This window comes from Streptomyces sp. NBC_01166 (assembly GCF_045039765.1).
In the GTDB taxonomy this organism is placed as follows: Bacteria; Actinomycetota; Actinomycetes; order Streptomycetales; family Streptomycetaceae; genus Streptomyces.
The window spans coordinates 7,248,662-7,264,185 of the sequence record NZ_CP108613.1; the positions used below are offsets into that span (position 1 = coordinate 7,248,662).

At 73.2% G+C, this 15,524-nt stretch carries 11 protein-coding genes; 7 read left to right on the forward strand and 4 right to left on the reverse strand.

Annotated elements, in window-relative coordinates:
• Positions 1-61 precede the first annotated feature (61 nt).
• Entirely contained in the window at positions 62-1,060 is a 999-nt protein-coding gene (locus tag OG379_RS32805) for a GlxA family transcriptional regulator (protein ID WP_405666745.1), read from the forward strand.
• Positions 1,061-1,087: 27 nt separating this feature from the next.
• On the opposite strand, the gene OG379_RS32810 is transcribed toward OG379_RS32805, so the two are convergent.
• Entirely contained in the window at positions 1,088-1,744 is a 657-nt protein-coding gene (locus OG379_RS32810; protein ID WP_405666746.1) for a YceI family protein, read from the reverse strand.
• Positions 1,745-1,862: 118 nt separating this feature from the next.
• Entirely contained in the window at positions 1,863-2,627 is a 765-nt protein-coding gene (locus tag OG379_RS32815; protein ID WP_393760538.1) for an IclR family transcriptional regulator, read from the reverse strand.
• A gap of 80 nt (positions 2,628-2,707) precedes the next feature.
• On the opposite strand from OG379_RS32815, the gene asnB reads away from it, so the two are divergent.
• Positions 2,708-4,255, forward strand: a complete 1,548-nt coding sequence (asnB, locus tag OG379_RS32820; protein WP_405666747.1) for an asparagine synthase (glutamine-hydrolyzing) — start codon at positions 2,708-2,710, stop codon at positions 4,253-4,255.
• A 147-nt stretch (positions 4,256-4,402) separates the two neighbouring features.
• Here the strand turns inward: asnB and OG379_RS32825 are convergent, their stop codons facing one another.
• Positions 4,403-4,933 (reverse strand): IclR family transcriptional regulator, encoded by a 531-nt coding sequence (locus OG379_RS32825; RefSeq protein ID WP_405666748.1) that lies wholly within the window; start codon positions 4,931-4,933, stop codon positions 4,403-4,405.
• Between the two features lie 203 nt (positions 4,934-5,136).
• Here OG379_RS32825 and OG379_RS32830 point away from each other — a divergent pair, with 203 nt between their 5' ends.
• Both OG379_RS32830 and OG379_RS32835 read left to right on the forward strand, forming a co-directional pair.
• Positions 5,137-5,757 (forward strand): bifunctional 4-hydroxy-2-oxoglutarate aldolase/2-dehydro-3-deoxy-phosphogluconate aldolase, encoded by a 621-nt coding sequence (locus OG379_RS32830; protein WP_405666749.1) that lies wholly within the window; start codon positions 5,137-5,139, stop codon positions 5,755-5,757.
• 104 nt (positions 5,758-5,861) lie between these two features.
• On the forward strand, positions 5,862-6,746 hold the full coding sequence (locus tag OG379_RS32835; protein ID WP_405666750.1) for an alpha/beta hydrolase fold domain-containing protein: 885 nt from the start codon (positions 5,862-5,864) through the stop codon (positions 6,744-6,746).
• A 37-nt stretch (positions 6,747-6,783) separates the two neighbouring features.
• Here the strand turns inward: OG379_RS32835 and OG379_RS32840 are convergent, their stop codons facing one another.
• On the reverse strand, positions 6,784-8,004 hold the full coding sequence (locus OG379_RS32840) for a metallophosphoesterase (protein ID WP_405666751.1): 1,221 nt from the start codon (positions 8,002-8,004) through the stop codon (positions 6,784-6,786).
• Positions 8,005-8,260: 256 nt separating this feature from the next.
• On the opposite strand from OG379_RS32840, the gene OG379_RS32845 reads away from it, so the two are divergent.
• From OG379_RS32845 to OG379_RS32855, 3 genes are read left to right on the forward strand one after another with little or no spacing between them, the layout of a single operon-like run.
• Positions 8,261-9,121, forward strand: a complete 861-nt coding sequence (locus OG379_RS32845; RefSeq protein WP_405666752.1) for a DUF4132 domain-containing protein — start codon at positions 8,261-8,263, stop codon at positions 9,119-9,121.
• Positions 9,118-14,307 (forward strand): hypothetical protein, encoded by a 5,190-nt coding sequence (locus OG379_RS32850; protein WP_405666753.1) that lies wholly within the window; start codon positions 9,118-9,120, stop codon positions 14,305-14,307. Before OG379_RS32845 ends, OG379_RS32850 begins: the two co-directional genes overlap by 4 nt.
• Complete coding sequence (locus OG379_RS32855) at positions 14,304-15,524, forward strand: AAA family ATPase (protein WP_405666754.1); 1,221 nt, start codon at positions 14,304-14,306, stop codon at positions 15,522-15,524. The genes OG379_RS32850 and OG379_RS32855 overlap by 4 nt, the downstream gene beginning before the upstream one ends.

Consider the following 15,524-nt stretch of genomic DNA (forward strand, 5'->3'; position numbering starts at 1 on the left):
GTCGACGCGGCCGGGGGGACCGGCCACTGGCGAGATGGACGACTTCTGCAAGAATCTGGCCATGACGGTCTTGACCCAGGAGAAGCATCGGGTGGTCGTACTGGTGCGGCCCGGGCTGCTCCCGATGGAACTCGGGATCGTGCACCGGCTGTTCGGGCAGGCGGTCTCGGACTCCGGGGAACCCCTGTACGAGGTCGTCACGTGCACACCAAGACCGGGCGTCGTCCGGACGGACACCGATTTCACCGTCAACGTGGCTGTCGGCCCCGAGGCGCTGGAGAACGCGGACACCGTCGTCGTACCGGCCGCCGAGGAGGACTACGAGCCGCAGGAACGCGGCCGAATCAGCACCGATGTGGAGCGGGCGCTGGCCCGTGTCCCCCGGGGGGCGCGGGTGGCGTCTATCTGCACCGGCTCGTTCGTCCTGGCGGCGGCGGGGCTGCTGGCAGGACGACGGGCCACGACGCACTGGAAGTCGTGCGAGGAGTTCCGGACGCTCTACCCGGAGATCGAGGTGGACGCCGACGTGCTGTACACCGACGACCGCGGGGTCCTGACCTCGGCCGGTGTGGCCTCCGGCATCGACCTCTGTCTCCACATGATCCGGACCGACCACGGTGCGGAGGTCGCCAACCGGGTCGCCCGGGGGACCGTCGTACCACCGCACCGGGAGGGCGGTCAGGCCCAGTACATCGACCGCCCGGTCACCCCGCCCGAGCAGTGCTCGACGGGTCCGGCCCGGGAGTACGCGCTGCGCAACCTGGAACGGCCCCTGAAGCTCGACGAGTTGGCCGGGCGGGCGTCCATGAGTGTGCGTACGTTCAACCGGCGCTTCCGGCAGGAGGCCGGGCTGACGCCCATGCAGTGGCTCACCCAGCAACGCGTCGACAGAGCACGGCAGTTGCTGGAGCGGACCGACCTGCCGGTGGACCGGATCGCCGCCGACGCAGGCTTCGGGACCGGCACCGCCCTGAGGCAGCACTTCCACGCGGCGCTGGGGGTGTCGCCGCGCACCTACCGCCGCACGTTCAGGGGTGCGGCCGGCGGCCCGGTCACCTGAGGGGGCAGGCCGGCGGCCTGAAGGGGTTCAGTCGGCGGAAGGGGTGCGGATGGCGGCGATGTCGAACTGCAGGCGGAGCCTCTCGCTGACCATGGCACCGCCCTCGGCCAGGCGGGCGTTGTAGGTCAGACCCCAGTCGGAACGGTTGATGGTGGTGGTCCCGTCGAACCCGACGCGCTCGTAACCGAACGGGTCGGTGACGTAGCCGATGTACGTGAGGTCCAGGACCACGGGGTTGGTGATGCCCCGGATGGTGAGGTCGCCGGTCATGCGGTAGACGTCCTTGCCGATGAGCTGCACGGCGGTGCTCACGAAGCTGATGCGCGGGTACTTCGCCGCGTTCAGGAAGTCGCGGCCGACGAGGTGCGCGTCGCGCTGCTCGACACCGGTGTCGACACTCGCGGTTGCCAGTGAGATCTCCGCCCGGGAACGTGCCGGGTCGCGCCCGTCGAAGTAGAGGCGGCTCTCGTACTCCAGGAACGCGCCGCGCACCGTGGTCACCATGGCGTGCCGCACGGAGAAGCCGATCCTGCTGTGGGCCGGGTCGATCATCCACTCGCCGGAGAGAGCCGCCAGACGTCGGTCGGGCAGAACCGAAGTACCTGCGGCCGCCGGGGCGGGGGAGGGCTCCTCCGTACGGGACTCCGGACGGCGGAGCAGGGAGCTGCGGCTGAAGAGGTTCATGAAACGTTAGTTACTCCGAGGTAAGTGACGCCCGCAAGAGCTGATCAAGGAACCCGAACATTCGTGGTCAGACCTTCACAGCGTGACGCGTCGGCGGAGCAGTGGCGGTTGCGGGGCGTCAGGCCGCGGTTCCGTCGAGGCGGGCCGACAACCGGTGGGCGGCGGTGACCACCGAGTCCACCACCTTCGGCAGCGCGTCCGGCGGCAGCCGGAACACGGGCGCGGAGACGTTGAGCGCGGCGACGACATCGCCTCGGTGGTCGCGCACGGGAGCGGCGACCGCGATCAGCCCCGGCTCCATCTCCTCGACGGCCACCGCATGACCACGCGCCCGCTCCGCGCGCAGGCGTTCCAGCACGGCCGGGACGTCACGGGGCGCGGCGTCCGTCCCCGGGAGCCGCGCCCCGTCCGGGGTGGCCAGCAGTGCCTCGGCCTGCTCGTCGGGCAGCCCGAACAGCAGGGCCCGGCCGCTCGCGGTGCAGTTCAGCGGGGTGGTGCGGCCGACCCACTCGTGCGCCTGGAGGCCGCGCGAGGTGCGCTCCGTCAGCACCGTCACCACGCCGTGCCCGGACAGCACCGTGAGGTACGCGGGCTCGCCGACCTGGTGCACCAGCTCGCGCAGCACGGCCGGGGCCTCGCGGTGCATCCGGTCCTCGCCCGCCGACGCGGCCAGCACCAGCAGCTGCCGGCCGACGCTGTAGCGCAGACTGCGCGGATCCCGTTCGAGAAACCCCTCCTCCGCCAGGACTTTGAGGGTTCGGGACACCTGCGTCTTCTCCCGGCCCACCGCCTCGGCCACCTCCTGGACGCCCAGGGGCCCCTGCCCGAGGACGCGCAGCACATCCAGTGCTCTGCGCACGCTGCTCAGGTTCTCGCTCACCATGAGACCCACTCTGACGCCTCCGTGCGTATGCAGCAACTGGCGTTGTTCTCCTCGCACCGGCCCACTCTATGGTCGACGGCATGTGCGGAATCGCAGCCATATACAGCCCCCAGGAAGACATCCACACGGAATGCGCCTGCCCGGCCGCGGAGGAGATGCTCGACCGGCTGGCCCACCGTGGTCCGGATGACCGCGGGACGCGGACGGTCGGCGGCCACACCTGGCTCGGACACCGCCGGCTGTCGATAGTCGACCTCGACGGCGGACACCAGCCCCTCGGCGGCACGAGCGGCGACGACGACTGGTCGCTCGTGTGCAACGGCGAGATCTACAACCACCAGGCGCTGCGGGACGAGCTGCCCGCAACCGCCTTCGGCTCCTCCTCCGACTCGGCGGCGGCCCTGGCCGTCCTGCGCACCGACGGGCCCGAGGCCCTGCACCGGCTCCGCGGCATGTGGGCCCTGTGCGCTGCCACGCCGGGCGGCCGCTTCGTCGCCGCCCGCGACGCCATCGGCATCAAGCCCCTCTACTGGGCGCGTACGGGAACGACGGTGCACTTCGCCTCCGAACTGCGCGCCTTCACGCCCGAGGTGCGGCCGAGGGCTGAGATCTTCCCACCGGGTCACCGGTGGTCACCCGAGGAGGGCCTGCGGCGTTTCGCGGAGCCGGTCCCCGAGCCCGGCGGAGCGGCGGACTGGAACGGCGTGCCGCAGGAGGTCGCCGAGAAGGCCACGTTCGAGGCCGTCGCGGATTCCGTACGCCGGCACCTGATGGCGGACGTCGAGGTCGGAGTCTTCCTGTCCGGGGGCCTCGACTCCGGTGTCGTCGCCGCAGTCGCCGCCGAGGCGTACGCCCGGCAGGGGCGCAGGCTCATGACGTTCGCCGTCGGCACCCAGGGCTCCCCGGACCTGCTCGCCGCCCGGGAGACCGCCGTGTACCTGGGCACCGAGCACCACGAAGCGCTGCTGGACGCCGAGGCGGCGGGGGAGGTTCTCGACGACGTGGTCGCGTGTGTGGAGTCCTTCGACGCCAGCCTCATCCGCAGTGCGGTCCCGAACTGGTTCCTCTCCGAACTGGCGTCGCAGCACGTCAAGGTGGTGCTGACCGGGGAGGGCGCGGACGAGCTGTTCGCCGGCTACGGCTACTACCACGAGCGGCACGCCGCGCCCGAAGCCCTGGACGCCGAGCTCCGGCGTACGGTGGGTGCGCTGCACGGCCTCAACCTCCAGCGCTGCGACCGCGTCACCATGGCCCACGGCCTGGAGGCCCGCGTACCTTTCCTCGACCACGACGTCGTGGCCCACGCCATGTCCCTGCCCGCGCACATGAAGCTGCTCGAGGAGGACGGCATGGAGAAGGGGCATCTGCGCAGGGCCTTCACCGGCCGGCTGCCCCATCATCTGCTGTGGCGCCGCAAGGAGCAGTTCGGCACGGGCAGCGGTGCGGAGAGCCTGCTCAGCCCGTTGTGGCACACACGCATCACGGACGAGGAGTTCACCGCGGCAGCGGCCCGGGAGGACGCGCCGGAACTGCGCAGCAAGGAGGAGCTCGGCTACTACCGCACGTTCCGCAAGGCTCTGCCGGGAGTACGCCCGGAGGCCGTCCTCACGCGGTTCGCCACGGGGTGAGTACCGTGCTCGGAACGGTCGCACCCGGTGCCGCCGTTCGTCCGCGCAGATGCCCACCCGGCGGTCCGTTCCGCCCTTGAGCGCCTGGTCCCGGCGTAGTGGTTCGGCCCCTCCGGCCCGGGGGGCCGCCCGCGGCCGCCGCTCCGGTCACAGCCGCCTGGCCACATCGGCCGCGGCCACCCGCACGTCGTCGGCGAAGGTCCGCAGTTCCTCCGGGGAGACGAGGAACGTGAGCGCGGAGACCGAGACGGCGCCCACCGGGTACCCCTCGCTGTCGAGCACCGGCACGGCCAGCGAGCAGATCGCCTGCTCGTGCTCCTCGTAGTCGGTCGCGTAACCGTCGGCGCGTGCCACCCCCAGCTTCTTCTCGAGTGCCCGCCGGCTCGTAACCGTCCTCGCCGTCAGGGCGGTCAGCGCCATGCTGTCCAGAAGAGCTGCCGCCTCCTGTTCCGGCAGACAGGACAGGAGCGCCAGGCCGGCGGCGGTCGCGTGGAGGGGCAGTCGCATCCCGACCTCGGTCGCGATGCGGTATGCCCGGCCCGGGTCGACCTTGTGGGTGTACGTCGCGTGGTCACCGTCGAGGACCGCCAGGTGGACCGTCTGTCCCAGGCGCTGCTGCAGCGGCCGCAGCACAGCGCCGATGCCCACGGTGTCCTCCGACAGCACCCGCGCGGCCATCGCCTGCAGCCGGACGCCGATGTCGTAGCGTCCCTCGCCCGTCCGGAATCGCGTAACCCTCGGAGATCAGGGTGCCGAGGATGCGGTGAGCGCTCGCCTTGGGGCGACGAGATCGTGATCCGGGCCCGCGGCGCGGGCGGCTCCGAGGTCGTCGACGCCCTCGCGGCCATCGCCGCGCCGCCCCCTGCCTGAGAGGGACCCGTGTGTCCACGCAACTGACCCCCGCCGTAAGCGATGTCATCGAGCATCTGCGCACAGCCCGCATCGTGCCGACCGTCCGGGCCGCCGACGCCGATTCGGCCGACGCGGTCGCCCGTGAGCTCCTGGCCGCCGGAATCACCACCTTCGAGTTCACCGCCACCACACCAGGCTGGGAGACACTGGTGGCCGGATGGAGCGCCGACCATCCCGAAGCCATGGTCGGCCTCGGCACCGTCACTTCGACGCACATCGCCGAACAGGCACTGACCGCTGGAGCCCGCTTCCTCGTCAGCCCCTTCCAGGTCCCCGAGGTGCGGCCCGTCGCCGACGCGGCGGACCGGCTGTTCGTGGAGGGCGGCCTGACCCCCACCGAACTGCGTACGGCTGCGGACCGGGGTGTGGCCAAGCTCTTCCCCGCGCACGTCGGCGGACTCACCTACCTCAAGTCGCTCCTGGCCGTGCTCCCCGGCGCCCGCATCATGGCCACCGGCGGGGTGACGGTGGACACCGCGGCCGACTGGCTGGCAGCCGGCGCCTTCACCGCCAGTGTGGGCAGCGACCTCTACCGGGGCGGCGACGTCCAGGCCAACGTCGCCCGGCTGCGCGCGTCGCTCGGTACGTGAGATCGGCGGACGGGCGCCCTGCAGCCGGTGGAGTCGCTGTACCGGCTCGGCGCGACATCAAATTGTGTTGCCGCGCCCCATGACCAGTTGATAGCTCTCTGATCATGGACATCACACGCATCCCCGCCGAGCCCGACCCCACCACAGCCGCCGAGGCGGTCATGACGGAGCTGGCCGGTCTCGGGATCCGGTCCTTCGCGCTGCCGGCTGACGCCGGACTGGACCCGGTGCTGCCCGGGAGCGGAGGTGTGACCGCGGTCTGGGTGACGGCGGGCGGGGCGTCCGTCGAGGAGGGCGTGGTGCTCTACGTCCACGGGGGCGGTTTCGAGCACCGTATGCCGGAGCTGATGAACCTGACGGCCCATCGGATCTCCCGGGCGACCGCCCGCCCTGTCCTCGTCGTGCACTACCGCCTGGCCCCGGCCCACCCCTACCCGGCTCCGCTGGACGACGTCGTCGCCGTCTACCGGAGCCTGCTCGACCAGGGGGTGCCCGCCGCGAAGATCGTCATCTTCTCCGAGTCCTCCGGTGCCACGCTGGCGCTTTCCGCCCTGCTCGCCCTCAAGGAGTCCGGCACCGCCCTCCCGGCAGCCGTCATCGCCAACTCCGCGATCACCGACCTCACCCTCTCCAGCCCGTCCATCGACGCCAACGCCCCTCACGACTCAGGGGTCGACCGCGCGCTGCTCACCCGACTCATCGGCCAGTACCTGGGCGGCGCCCGGCCGGACCAAGCACCGCAGTCACCGATCCACGGCGACCTGCACGGCCTCCCGCCGCTGCTGTTCACGGTCGGGGCCGCGGAGGCGCTCCTGGACGACACCCTGCGTTTCGCACGGGCGGCCTCCGACGCCGGAACCCGGGTCTCCGTCGAGGTGTACGAGGCGATGCCGCACGTCTTCCAGGTCACGGTCCTGTCCGAGCGGAACCCGACAGGCAGGCGCCTGCTGGAACGCTTCACGGAGTGGGTCGCCGACGCCGAGCGGTGAAGGACGGCTCCCGGCGGATGCGTGGTCCCGCCCGGTGCTACGGCGAGGTGGGCAGGTGCGGTGAGCGGAGCACGAGCAGGGTGATCTCGCTGGGGGCGAAGACGCGGAACGGCGGGCCCCAGAACCCGGTGCCGCGGCTGGTGTAGAGGAGGGTGCGGGCGCCGTGGCGGCTGAGGCCGGCAAGGGCGGGCTGGTCGATGCGGACCAGGTGGTGGAAGGGCCAGATCTGGCCGCCGTGGGTGTGACCCGAGAGCTGGAGGTCCACGCCGCCTGCCGCGGCCCGGTCGACGAACTTGGGCTGGTGGGCCAGGAGCAGGACGGGCAGGTCCGGGTCGGCACCGTTCAGGGCTCCGGCGAGGTGGGCGCGGTGGCCGGCCAGGCCGGAGGACTCGGCGGTGACGTCATCCACGCCGGCGACCACAAGGGTGTCGCCGCCGCGTTCGAGCAGCAGGTGACGGTTGCGCAGCGGCTCCCAGCCCAGCTCGTCCATCAGGTCGACCCAGCCCTGGGCCTCGCTGTAGTACTCGTGGTTCCCGGTGACGTACACCCGGGCCCGGGTGGCTCGCACGGTGCCGAGCGGAGCGGCCTGGGCGCGGCGGCGCCGAGCCGTGCCGTCCGCGATGTCGCCGGTGTGGCAGACCAGGTCGGCCTCCAGCGTGTTGACCTTGGCGCAGACCCGCTCCGACCAGCGGGCGCGGTCGAGCGGGCCGTAATGGGTGTCGGTGATGAGGACCACGCGGGTGCCGTCCAGGCCGGCACCCAGGCGCGGGAGTTGTACGTCGAGCCGGCGCACCCGTGGCACCCGGCGGGCCTCCGCGTACCCCCAGGCGAGCAGCACGGCGGCCACGGCGAGGACCGCCCAAGTGACGATCCGGGCCCGGTTCTGCCCGTCACCCACGCCGGTCACGGTCAGGGCGAGGCGCAGCAGGACGCCGAGCAGGACGGACCAGGTGAACAGTATCCAGCCGGCCCCCAGGAGGGTGTCTCCGACGATCGCCGCCCGGTCCTGCTGGCGCCGGCCGTGGCCGCGCACCATCGCGAGCGGCATGATGACCAGACCGAGGAGGCACAGGGCGGTGCCGCCCAGCGCCACGGGGAGCGGCCAGTGCTGGCCGGCGTGCAGCAGCACCCAGCAGGGCACAGCCCACAGCAGGATCGGGGCGACCAAAGGGATGAAGCGCGTCAGGCGGCTCAGCCGGCTCTGCTGAGTCGCAGGATCCGCACCGTCCGCGGATCGGGCTTCGTCGGTGTCGGTCACGCTTCCCCTCCTCGATGAACCAGGCTGCCGGCGCGCACTGTACCCGGTCGTCCTGGTGGCCCGAGTCGGAGATCCGTCCGGCGAACTTTTCGATGACCTCGTGGTGCGGGCCCGTACGGCGAAACGGAGGTGCCCGAACTGATTGTCACTGGGGCCGCCTAGAGTCTCTCCCACTCGTCACGGTGCGTTGCCGTCGACGGGTCTCATCAGCGTGCCGCCGGTTCGGCGGCCGTCCGTACAAGGGGGAGAACAGCGCATGGGGTGGGTTCCGGCGGGCGATTACGAAGTCGCCCTGGAGGCGGGCAAGGTGGTCTGCCGCAACGGGAAGGGCCGGCGGCTGAAGTCCGTCCCTGCCAGATTGAGGGACGACCCGGCGGTCGTCGGACTCCGGCAGTTGACCGAGTGGCTGGAGCGGCACGAACGCCGCTGCCTGACCGACGTCGAGCAGTGGATGGTGCGTTCGTTGCCCGTCCCCACGGCCGTCCTCGCCCGGGTCTGGCCCGACCCGGCGTGGCAGGCGGCCCTGCGGGACGTGGTGGTCACCGGCCAGGACGGCGGGGTCGCCGGGTTCCTGCGCGATGTCGACCCCGACCGCGGTCTCGGCCTCGTCGACCTGGACGGCGACACGGTCCGCATCACCCCGGACGTCGTCAGCGTTCCCCACCCCGTCCTCCTCGACGACCTCGACGACCTGCGGGAGTTCGCGGTCGAACTGGGGGTGCGCCAGAACGTGGAGCAGTTGTTCCGCGAGGTGTGGCGCCGTCCCCAGGGCCTCGCCCCGGACACCACCTCCGTGGACACCTACGCCGGCGGCGTGTTCAAGGAACTGCGCTTCCTGCACGGCCGCGTCACCCAGCTCGGGTACCGGTCGCGCGGCGGATACGCGGTCTGCCCGGTCGTCGAGGACGGTGCCACGGCCGAGGCGCGCATCTGGATCGGCGAGCACGACGGATACGGCGAGTACGACACCGAGACGGGCCCCCTGGGCTGGACCGACCCCGCGGGGCGCGCGCTGACGGCAGCCGAGGTCGGCCCCGTCGCATGGTCCGAGGGCATGCGCATGGCGGCGGCGCTCTACGCCGGCCGCGACGTGGAGGACGAGGAGCGGGCGGCATGAGCACCACGACGACGAACATCGAGACGACCACGGCGGCAGCGGGCACGGCGCCCCTTCCCGCCCAGGCCCGGGGCGAGGGCACCTCCACCCCCGCCGGCGAGGCCCGCGCGGCGGCCCTGCTGGACGCCGGCGCGATTCTCACGGCGGGCACCACCGAAGCGGACGACGCCGACACGCTGACGGCCCGCACCTACACCCACGACGCCCTCGGCGACCGCCCCGTGGTCCGGCTCGTACCCGGCACTCTCGGCGAAGCCGAGGACCTGGCCCTGGAGTTCCTCGGCCTGGTCCGGAACACCGAGGCCCCCGTCGTGGGCCAGGTGCGCCGCGAGACGCTGGGCTTCCCGGCCTGGGCCCTGGTCAACGACCCGGCCAACGGGCACCACGCCCTGGCCCTGGTCAAGGACATCGAGCGGCTGGGCCGGCAGGCCAGGACCCGCGCGGGGGCGGCCAAGGACGGCTTCGACGCGCTCGGCGCCCGCCTCGGCCGGGCCGTGCCCCACTTCCTCCCCACCTATTACGAGCAGGTGGCACGCCTCTTCCTCCAGGCGGAGAACACCACCTATGCCGCATCCTTCTTCGGCAAGGCCCGCGAGGCCGAGCGGGTGCACGGGCTGGTCGTGGACGAGGACCGGCAGCGGGCTGTCTTCCTGGAGTTCGCCTTCGCCGGCGCGCTGACGGTGAAGGCGCTGCGGCAGTACGTGCGGGACCTGGTGGCCCGGCTCGCACCGGCGGACGCCTGGGCGCAGTTCCGCCGTCTGCTGGTCGAGCGCTGCGCGGCCGGTATGCCGCCGTACGCGGCGCTGCCGCAGGACGTGCGCGCGCTGGTCAAGGCCGCCGGGCTGGACCGCGAGGCCGCCGAACGCGACCTGGTGGCCGATCTGATCGGCTCCCCGGGGATCGTCCGGGCCCCCGCCTCGTTCTGGGCTGCCTACCGTTCCGCGATCGTCACCCTCGCCCGGCGGGACGCGGCCGTGCGGGCGAGGCTCCTCGGCTTCTTCCCGGAGACCTTCAGCGAGAGCGGCCGCGACGCGGACGGCGAACGCGGCTGGCTCGTGCTGCTTGCCGAATCCGGCGCCGAGGACCTGCTGACCAGCCTCCCGGACCCCTCCCTCTCTGCCGCTTCCTCCGACGCCTCTGTCTCCCCGGCGGACTGGCTCGCCCGCTGGGAGGCACACCGCCGGCGCAACCGCGCCACCTCGGGCCGCAGCCCGCAGACGCTCGACCTGGCCGCCCGGATGTCGGACCGGCTGCGTGCCGACGGGCGCCCCGTCGAGCTGTTCCAGGGCCGCTGGCACCGCACCGCCGATCTGGACCTTCTCGACCTCTGCCTGGCCACCGGCGTCCCCGTCGCCGAACCGGACGACCAGGAGGAGTCCGGCGCACGCTCCCTCCAGCTCTCGTGCGGCCCGTGGCTCACCGACACCGCGCCCGGTGCGCGGGATCTCACCGCCGTCGCCGAACGGCCGGCCTTCCGTGCCCTTCTGAGCCGGAACATCGGCGGCCTCGGCGGCCGGCCCGGCCAGGGGCTGGGCGACGTCGGCATGGCCAGGCTGGCGGAGCACCCGGTGCTCTCCGGAATCCTGCGGGAGTGGCTGACCGCCTGCGCGGAGGAGTACACGGCCGCCCGAGGGCTCCCCGGGCTGCAAACGGCCCTCCACAAGCTCTCGGGGTTCCGATCCGTGGTCGCGGACGTCGCTCCGGAGGCCGTGCGGCTCCTCGAGGGCCATGACGTCGTGCCGCTGCTCGCCTCCACGCTGCGCACCGGCGTCCTCGACGAACTGGGCTGGTCCGCACTGGACGAGGCCTACGCCGAACTGGCCGCAGAGGCCGCGGAGGCCGCCGCCGCGGGTCCGCGGAACCGGCACTCGGAGGGCGTCGGCGTCACCGGCGCCTGGCCCGCGCTGATCCTGAACACGCTCGAACGGGCCGTCGTCGTCGGCCCGGACGGCGTTCTGCTGCGGCACACCCTGCGGCTGCCCGCCACCGTCGACCACTGGCGGACGCTCGCCTTCCGTCACGTCGACGGCGAGTTGCTGGTCATCTGGTGGGAGGACGGCAAGCAGCGCGGCTACTGGTCGCACCGCCCCGCCGAGGTGTTCACCGTCGGCGGCGAGCAGATCCCCCGCTGGGGCGGCTCCACTCCCTCGGACGAGGTCTGCCTGCCGCTGCCCGGCGGCGGTCGCGCCACCGGCGGCAAGGCCCTGCACGCGGGCGACACCTCCCTCCCGCCCCAGCGTGCCGTCATCTCCGACGGCACGGGCCACTGGCGGGAAGGCCACCAGGGCACGCAGCGGGTGTGGCTGGAGTACGACCCGGCCGTTGGCACGCACGGCCGCGCGTCCCTTCCCGCCTTCCTCCGATCCGGGGTGCGGGACGGCAGCCGGCTGCTGACCGAGCACTGCCAGGTGCTGCCCCTCCAGCCCGGTCTGGAGAGCACCCCGTTCGGCACGGACGGCACGGTCCTGGGCCGTTGGGTCCGCCGCAGCGTGACCGAGCCCGGCACGGCGGCCCCCGCCGACGGGCACCGGACCGTCGCCGGCACCCCCGACGGCCACACGGTCACCCTGCCGCACCCGCTGGCCGACGGCGGCTCCCCGGTGCCGCTCGGCGCCCTCACCCTGCCCGGCGGGTCACGGCCGGTCATGGCCCTGCGCCACCGCTCCGTCGAGGCGCACCCGGCGGACACGGACGGCATCGGTGGCAGCCTGTGGTCCGTCACCCCCGGCTCCTCCGGCGGGAACAACGCGGCGGGCACCCCCTACCTGCCTCCGGTCGCCTACTGGCACGCCTTGCGCCCGAGGGACGAGCGGGGCTCCGCGGCCCTGCGCGACATGACGGACTCCCGCGCGGACGAGCTGTTCAAGGAGGTCGTCGACGCGGTCGCCCAGCACACGGAGGCGTTCCGGGCCGTAGAGGAGTACACCGGGCCCTCGGTGCGGGAACTGAGCCAGGAGGCCGTCGCCCGGGCGCTGCCCGAGGTGTCCGACGCACGGCTCCTCGCCGGCGTCACCGCGATCGTCCGGAACGCCGTGGACCGGGCTGTCGCCGTCCTCCGGTATGTGGATCCGCCCCAGCCCGCGCAGCCGGCCACCCCCCGGAACACCGCACGCACCCAGGGCATGTTCTTCGACCACGAGCCCGAGCACGGCGACGACATGACGCTGCGGAACGCCTCCGCCTGGGGCTCCGAGCGGATGCACGGCAGCTGGTGGGGAGGCGGGCTCCGGTGGACCGTGATCCGGCAGATCCTCGCCGTCAACCATGTCCTCGGCGGCGAAGCCGCGTTCGGCCCGCCCATACCGTCCAAGGTCCCGTTCACCTCTGCGGAGGGCTGGGAGCGGGACGAGTGCACCGTGCCCGGCGACGCCTCGGCCTGGACCTCCCTTCTCGACAAGCTGCCCGAACTGGCCTACCGGGCCGCCTCGGCGACCACGTCGCCCGAGCACCGCACCGGTCTCCTCGTGCTGCTGGAAACCCTCGCCGCCGGCCCGCTGGCCGACCCGGCGGGCACCGTCCGGCAGGTGGAGCTCGTCGAGCCGTTCGTCGGAGGGACAGCCGGACCGGGACGTCCCGAGGCCGTGCACCGGCTCGGCCAGGTGCTGCGCAAGGGCGCCCGCACCGTCGTCGTCGTCGCCAACCGCGGCCGGAACTCCCGGAACGACGCGGCACGCTGGCTTGCCCTGGACCACGATCCGACGGGCGCCTTCGGTCCCGTCCCCGGCTTCACCCTGGGCCACGAGCACGTTCACCGGCAGGGCATCGCCCGCGACCGGCTCACCCGGCTCACGGCCCTGGTGCGGGAACAGGGCCCGGCACCCTGGCGTCCTGAGGCCGCCGAGGCGTTCCACGCGGCCACCGGAATCGGTCCCCTCCAGTCCGCCGCCCTGCTGTCGGCAGCCGTCGAGGAGCCCGGCGCCGAGGCGCTCGCCCTGCTCGGGGCGAAGACACGTGCCTTCGAGACGACCCAGGCCAGGCTGGCCGCCCTGCCCCGTGACGACCGGCACGCCGTCGTCCGAGCACTGCTGCCCGCGGACCCGGCCGAGCTGTGGTCCACGGGCCCCGACGTCCAGGCCGCCGCCGAGGTCTGGCAGAAGCGCCTGGCCTCCCTCATCCGTGTCCCCGAGGAACTGGACCTCGACCTCTCGGGCACCACCCCGGGCGCCGTGGACCTGATCCTCAACGCGGGCCAGCGGTCCTGGCTCGCCCACGGCACCGACATCCAGGACGGCACCGGCCGCCCCGGCCTGCGCCGGGTGAGCGCACGCGGTGCGGTCTACACGGCCCTGACCGCCCTGCGCACCCTCGCCTACACGCTGCCGTACGGACACCCCCTGCGGGCGCACCTGCCCGCCGGGCTCGCGGCCCTGCGTGACCGCCTCGCCGACCAGGACCTGCTGCTGGACCTCGGGCTGGACTGGACCGACTCGGGGGACTCGATCGGCCCCGTGGTCCGCGCCGCCCACGGGCTCCCCGAGTCCGGCGGCGCCGGCGCCGACGGTCTGGTCCGGGCCGGCACGGCGCTGCTCCTCGCCCCCGGCCACGGCAGCAACGAGAAGCTGCTGATCCGCCCGGCCGGCCTGACAGGCCCCGACGACCCGGCGTTCGGCCTCGTCGAGGGCACCGTCGGCCCTCACAGCACCGGCGATCTGCTCGCCCTGCGCGCACTGCTGGGCGAGGAGACCGACGCGTTGGCCTCGGCGGGCGCCCCCGACGGCTCTCCGCAGTTCCCGGCCCAGGACCCGACGCGTGCCGTGCCGGACCTGGTGGCCGAGGCCGTCGACGTCCTCGGCGTGAGTGCGGACACCGCCGCCCTCTACCTGATGCTGCTCGCCCTGCCCGACCCGACGGACCGAAACTGCGTCCGCTGGACCGGATGGAAGCCGGCACGGGTCAAGAAGGCCAGGGCTGAGCTCGCCGCCACCGACCTCGTGGTGGAGGCGAAGCGCTCCCGCGCCGGCCGTACCCTGTTCCTTCCCTGCGGCTGGCTCGAACGCGGCGCCCCCGGGCTGCCGCTGGAGACCTGGAAGGAACGCCTGTACCCCGTGGCCCGGCCCACCCGGATCCTGCCCCACCTCCCCGTGCCCGCGCTGTTCGCAGCCGCCTGGGCACGGGCCCGAGGCGGCGACGCCCCCGCCTTCGAGGAACTGGACACCCGCTCTACCCGGAAGGGCCGCCGCCGATGACGAACGACACCACCACCCTGGACAGCACCACCACGGGCGGCGTCCCGGACCAGGCGGCGGCACCCGGCCGGGAGCACCGCCAGATCACGCCGCCCGAGGACCGGTACGCCACCGAGCTGGCCTTCCTCGCCGCCCACGACTCCGGGCCCCGCCCACCCGGCTGGCTGCTCACTCCGCGCGCCGTCGTCACCTTCGTGATGGGCAGCGCGGGCGCGGCACTGAGCCTGCCGAAGGGCGCCCTGCCCGGAGAGGGGGTGCCGCACCGCCTGACGATCGAGCAGAAGTTCGTCGGCGAGCGCGCCCTGGTCGAACGGTGCGTGGTCACCCTTGCCGGAGAGCGCGGACTCCTCCTCGTGGGCGAACCCGGCACCGCCAAGTCCATGCTCTCCGAGCTGCTGTCGGCGGCCGTCTGCGGGACCAGCGCGCTCACCGTGCAGGGCACCGCGGGCACCACCGAGGACCAGCTCAAGTACGGCTGGAACTACGCACTGCTGCTCGCCCAGGGTCCCACCGAGCAGGCCCTGGTGCCCTCCCCGGTACTCACCGCCATGACCCGGGGCGCCGTCGCCCGCGTCGAGGAGGTCACCCGCTGCCTGCCGGAGGTCCAGGACGCCCTCGTGTCACTGCTCTCCGAGCGGCGGATCGCGGTCCCCGAACTCGCGGGCGCCGGGGGCTCCCAGATGCACGCGGCACCCGGGTTCACCCTCATCGCCACCGCCAACCTGCGGGACAAGGGCGTCTCGGAGATGTCCGCCGCGCTGAAGCGGCGCTTCAACTTCGAGACCGTGGGCCCCATCGGGGACGTGGATGCCGAGACCGCCCTGGTCCGGCGCCAGTCGCGGGCAGCCGTCGAACGTGTGGGCGCCGCCTACCAGGTGGACGACGCGGTCCTCGAAGCCCTGGTCACGGCCTTCCGGGACCTGCGCGAGGGTCGCTCCGTGGAAGGCTGGGAGGTGGAGCGCCCCTCCACGGTGATGAGCACGGCGGAGGCGGTCTCCGTCGCGGGCGCCCTGGGCCTGGCCGCCGCCTACTTCCCTGGCGACCGGGACGTGCTCTCCCTCCTGCCCGGTCATCTGCTCGGGGTCGTCCGAAAGGACGACCCCGCAGACGCGGCACGGCTGCTGGGGTACTGGGACGGACCGGTGCGCAGGCGCGCGGAGCAGGGGTCGGCCACCTGGCGCGCCCTGTGGGACCTGCGCGCGGTGCTGGAGAACTGA

Excerpts from the sequence above, each read along its gene's own strand:
- OG379_RS32805 (WP_405666745.1), top strand. The coding sequence starts at position 62 with ATGACGGTCTTGACCCAGGAGAAGCATCGGGTGGTCGTACTGGTGCGG.
- OG379_RS32810 (WP_405666746.1), bottom strand. The coding sequence starts at position 1,744 with ATGAACCTCTTCAGCCGCAGCTCCCTGCTCCGCCGTCCGGAGTCCCGT.
- OG379_RS32815 (WP_393760538.1), bottom strand. The coding sequence starts at position 2,627 with ATGGTGAGCGAGAACCTGAGCAGCGTGCGCAGAGCACTGGATGTGCTG.
- asnB (WP_405666747.1), top strand. The coding sequence starts at position 2,708 with ATGTGCGGAATCGCAGCCATATACAGCCCCCAGGAAGACATCCACACG.
- OG379_RS32825 (WP_405666748.1), bottom strand. The coding sequence starts at position 4,933 with ATGGCCGCGCGGGTGCTGTCGGAGGACACCGTGGGCATCGGCGCTGTG.
- OG379_RS32835 (WP_405666750.1), top strand. The coding sequence starts at position 5,862 with ATGGACATCACACGCATCCCCGCCGAGCCCGACCCCACCACAGCCGCC.
- OG379_RS32845 (WP_405666752.1), top strand. The coding sequence starts at position 8,261 with ATGGGGTGGGTTCCGGCGGGCGATTACGAAGTCGCCCTGGAGGCGGGC.
- OG379_RS32850 (WP_405666753.1), top strand. The coding sequence starts at position 9,118 with ATGAGCACCACGACGACGAACATCGAGACGACCACGGCGGCAGCGGGC.
- OG379_RS32855 (WP_405666754.1), top strand. The coding sequence starts at position 14,304 with ATGACGAACGACACCACCACCCTGGACAGCACCACCACGGGCGGCGTC.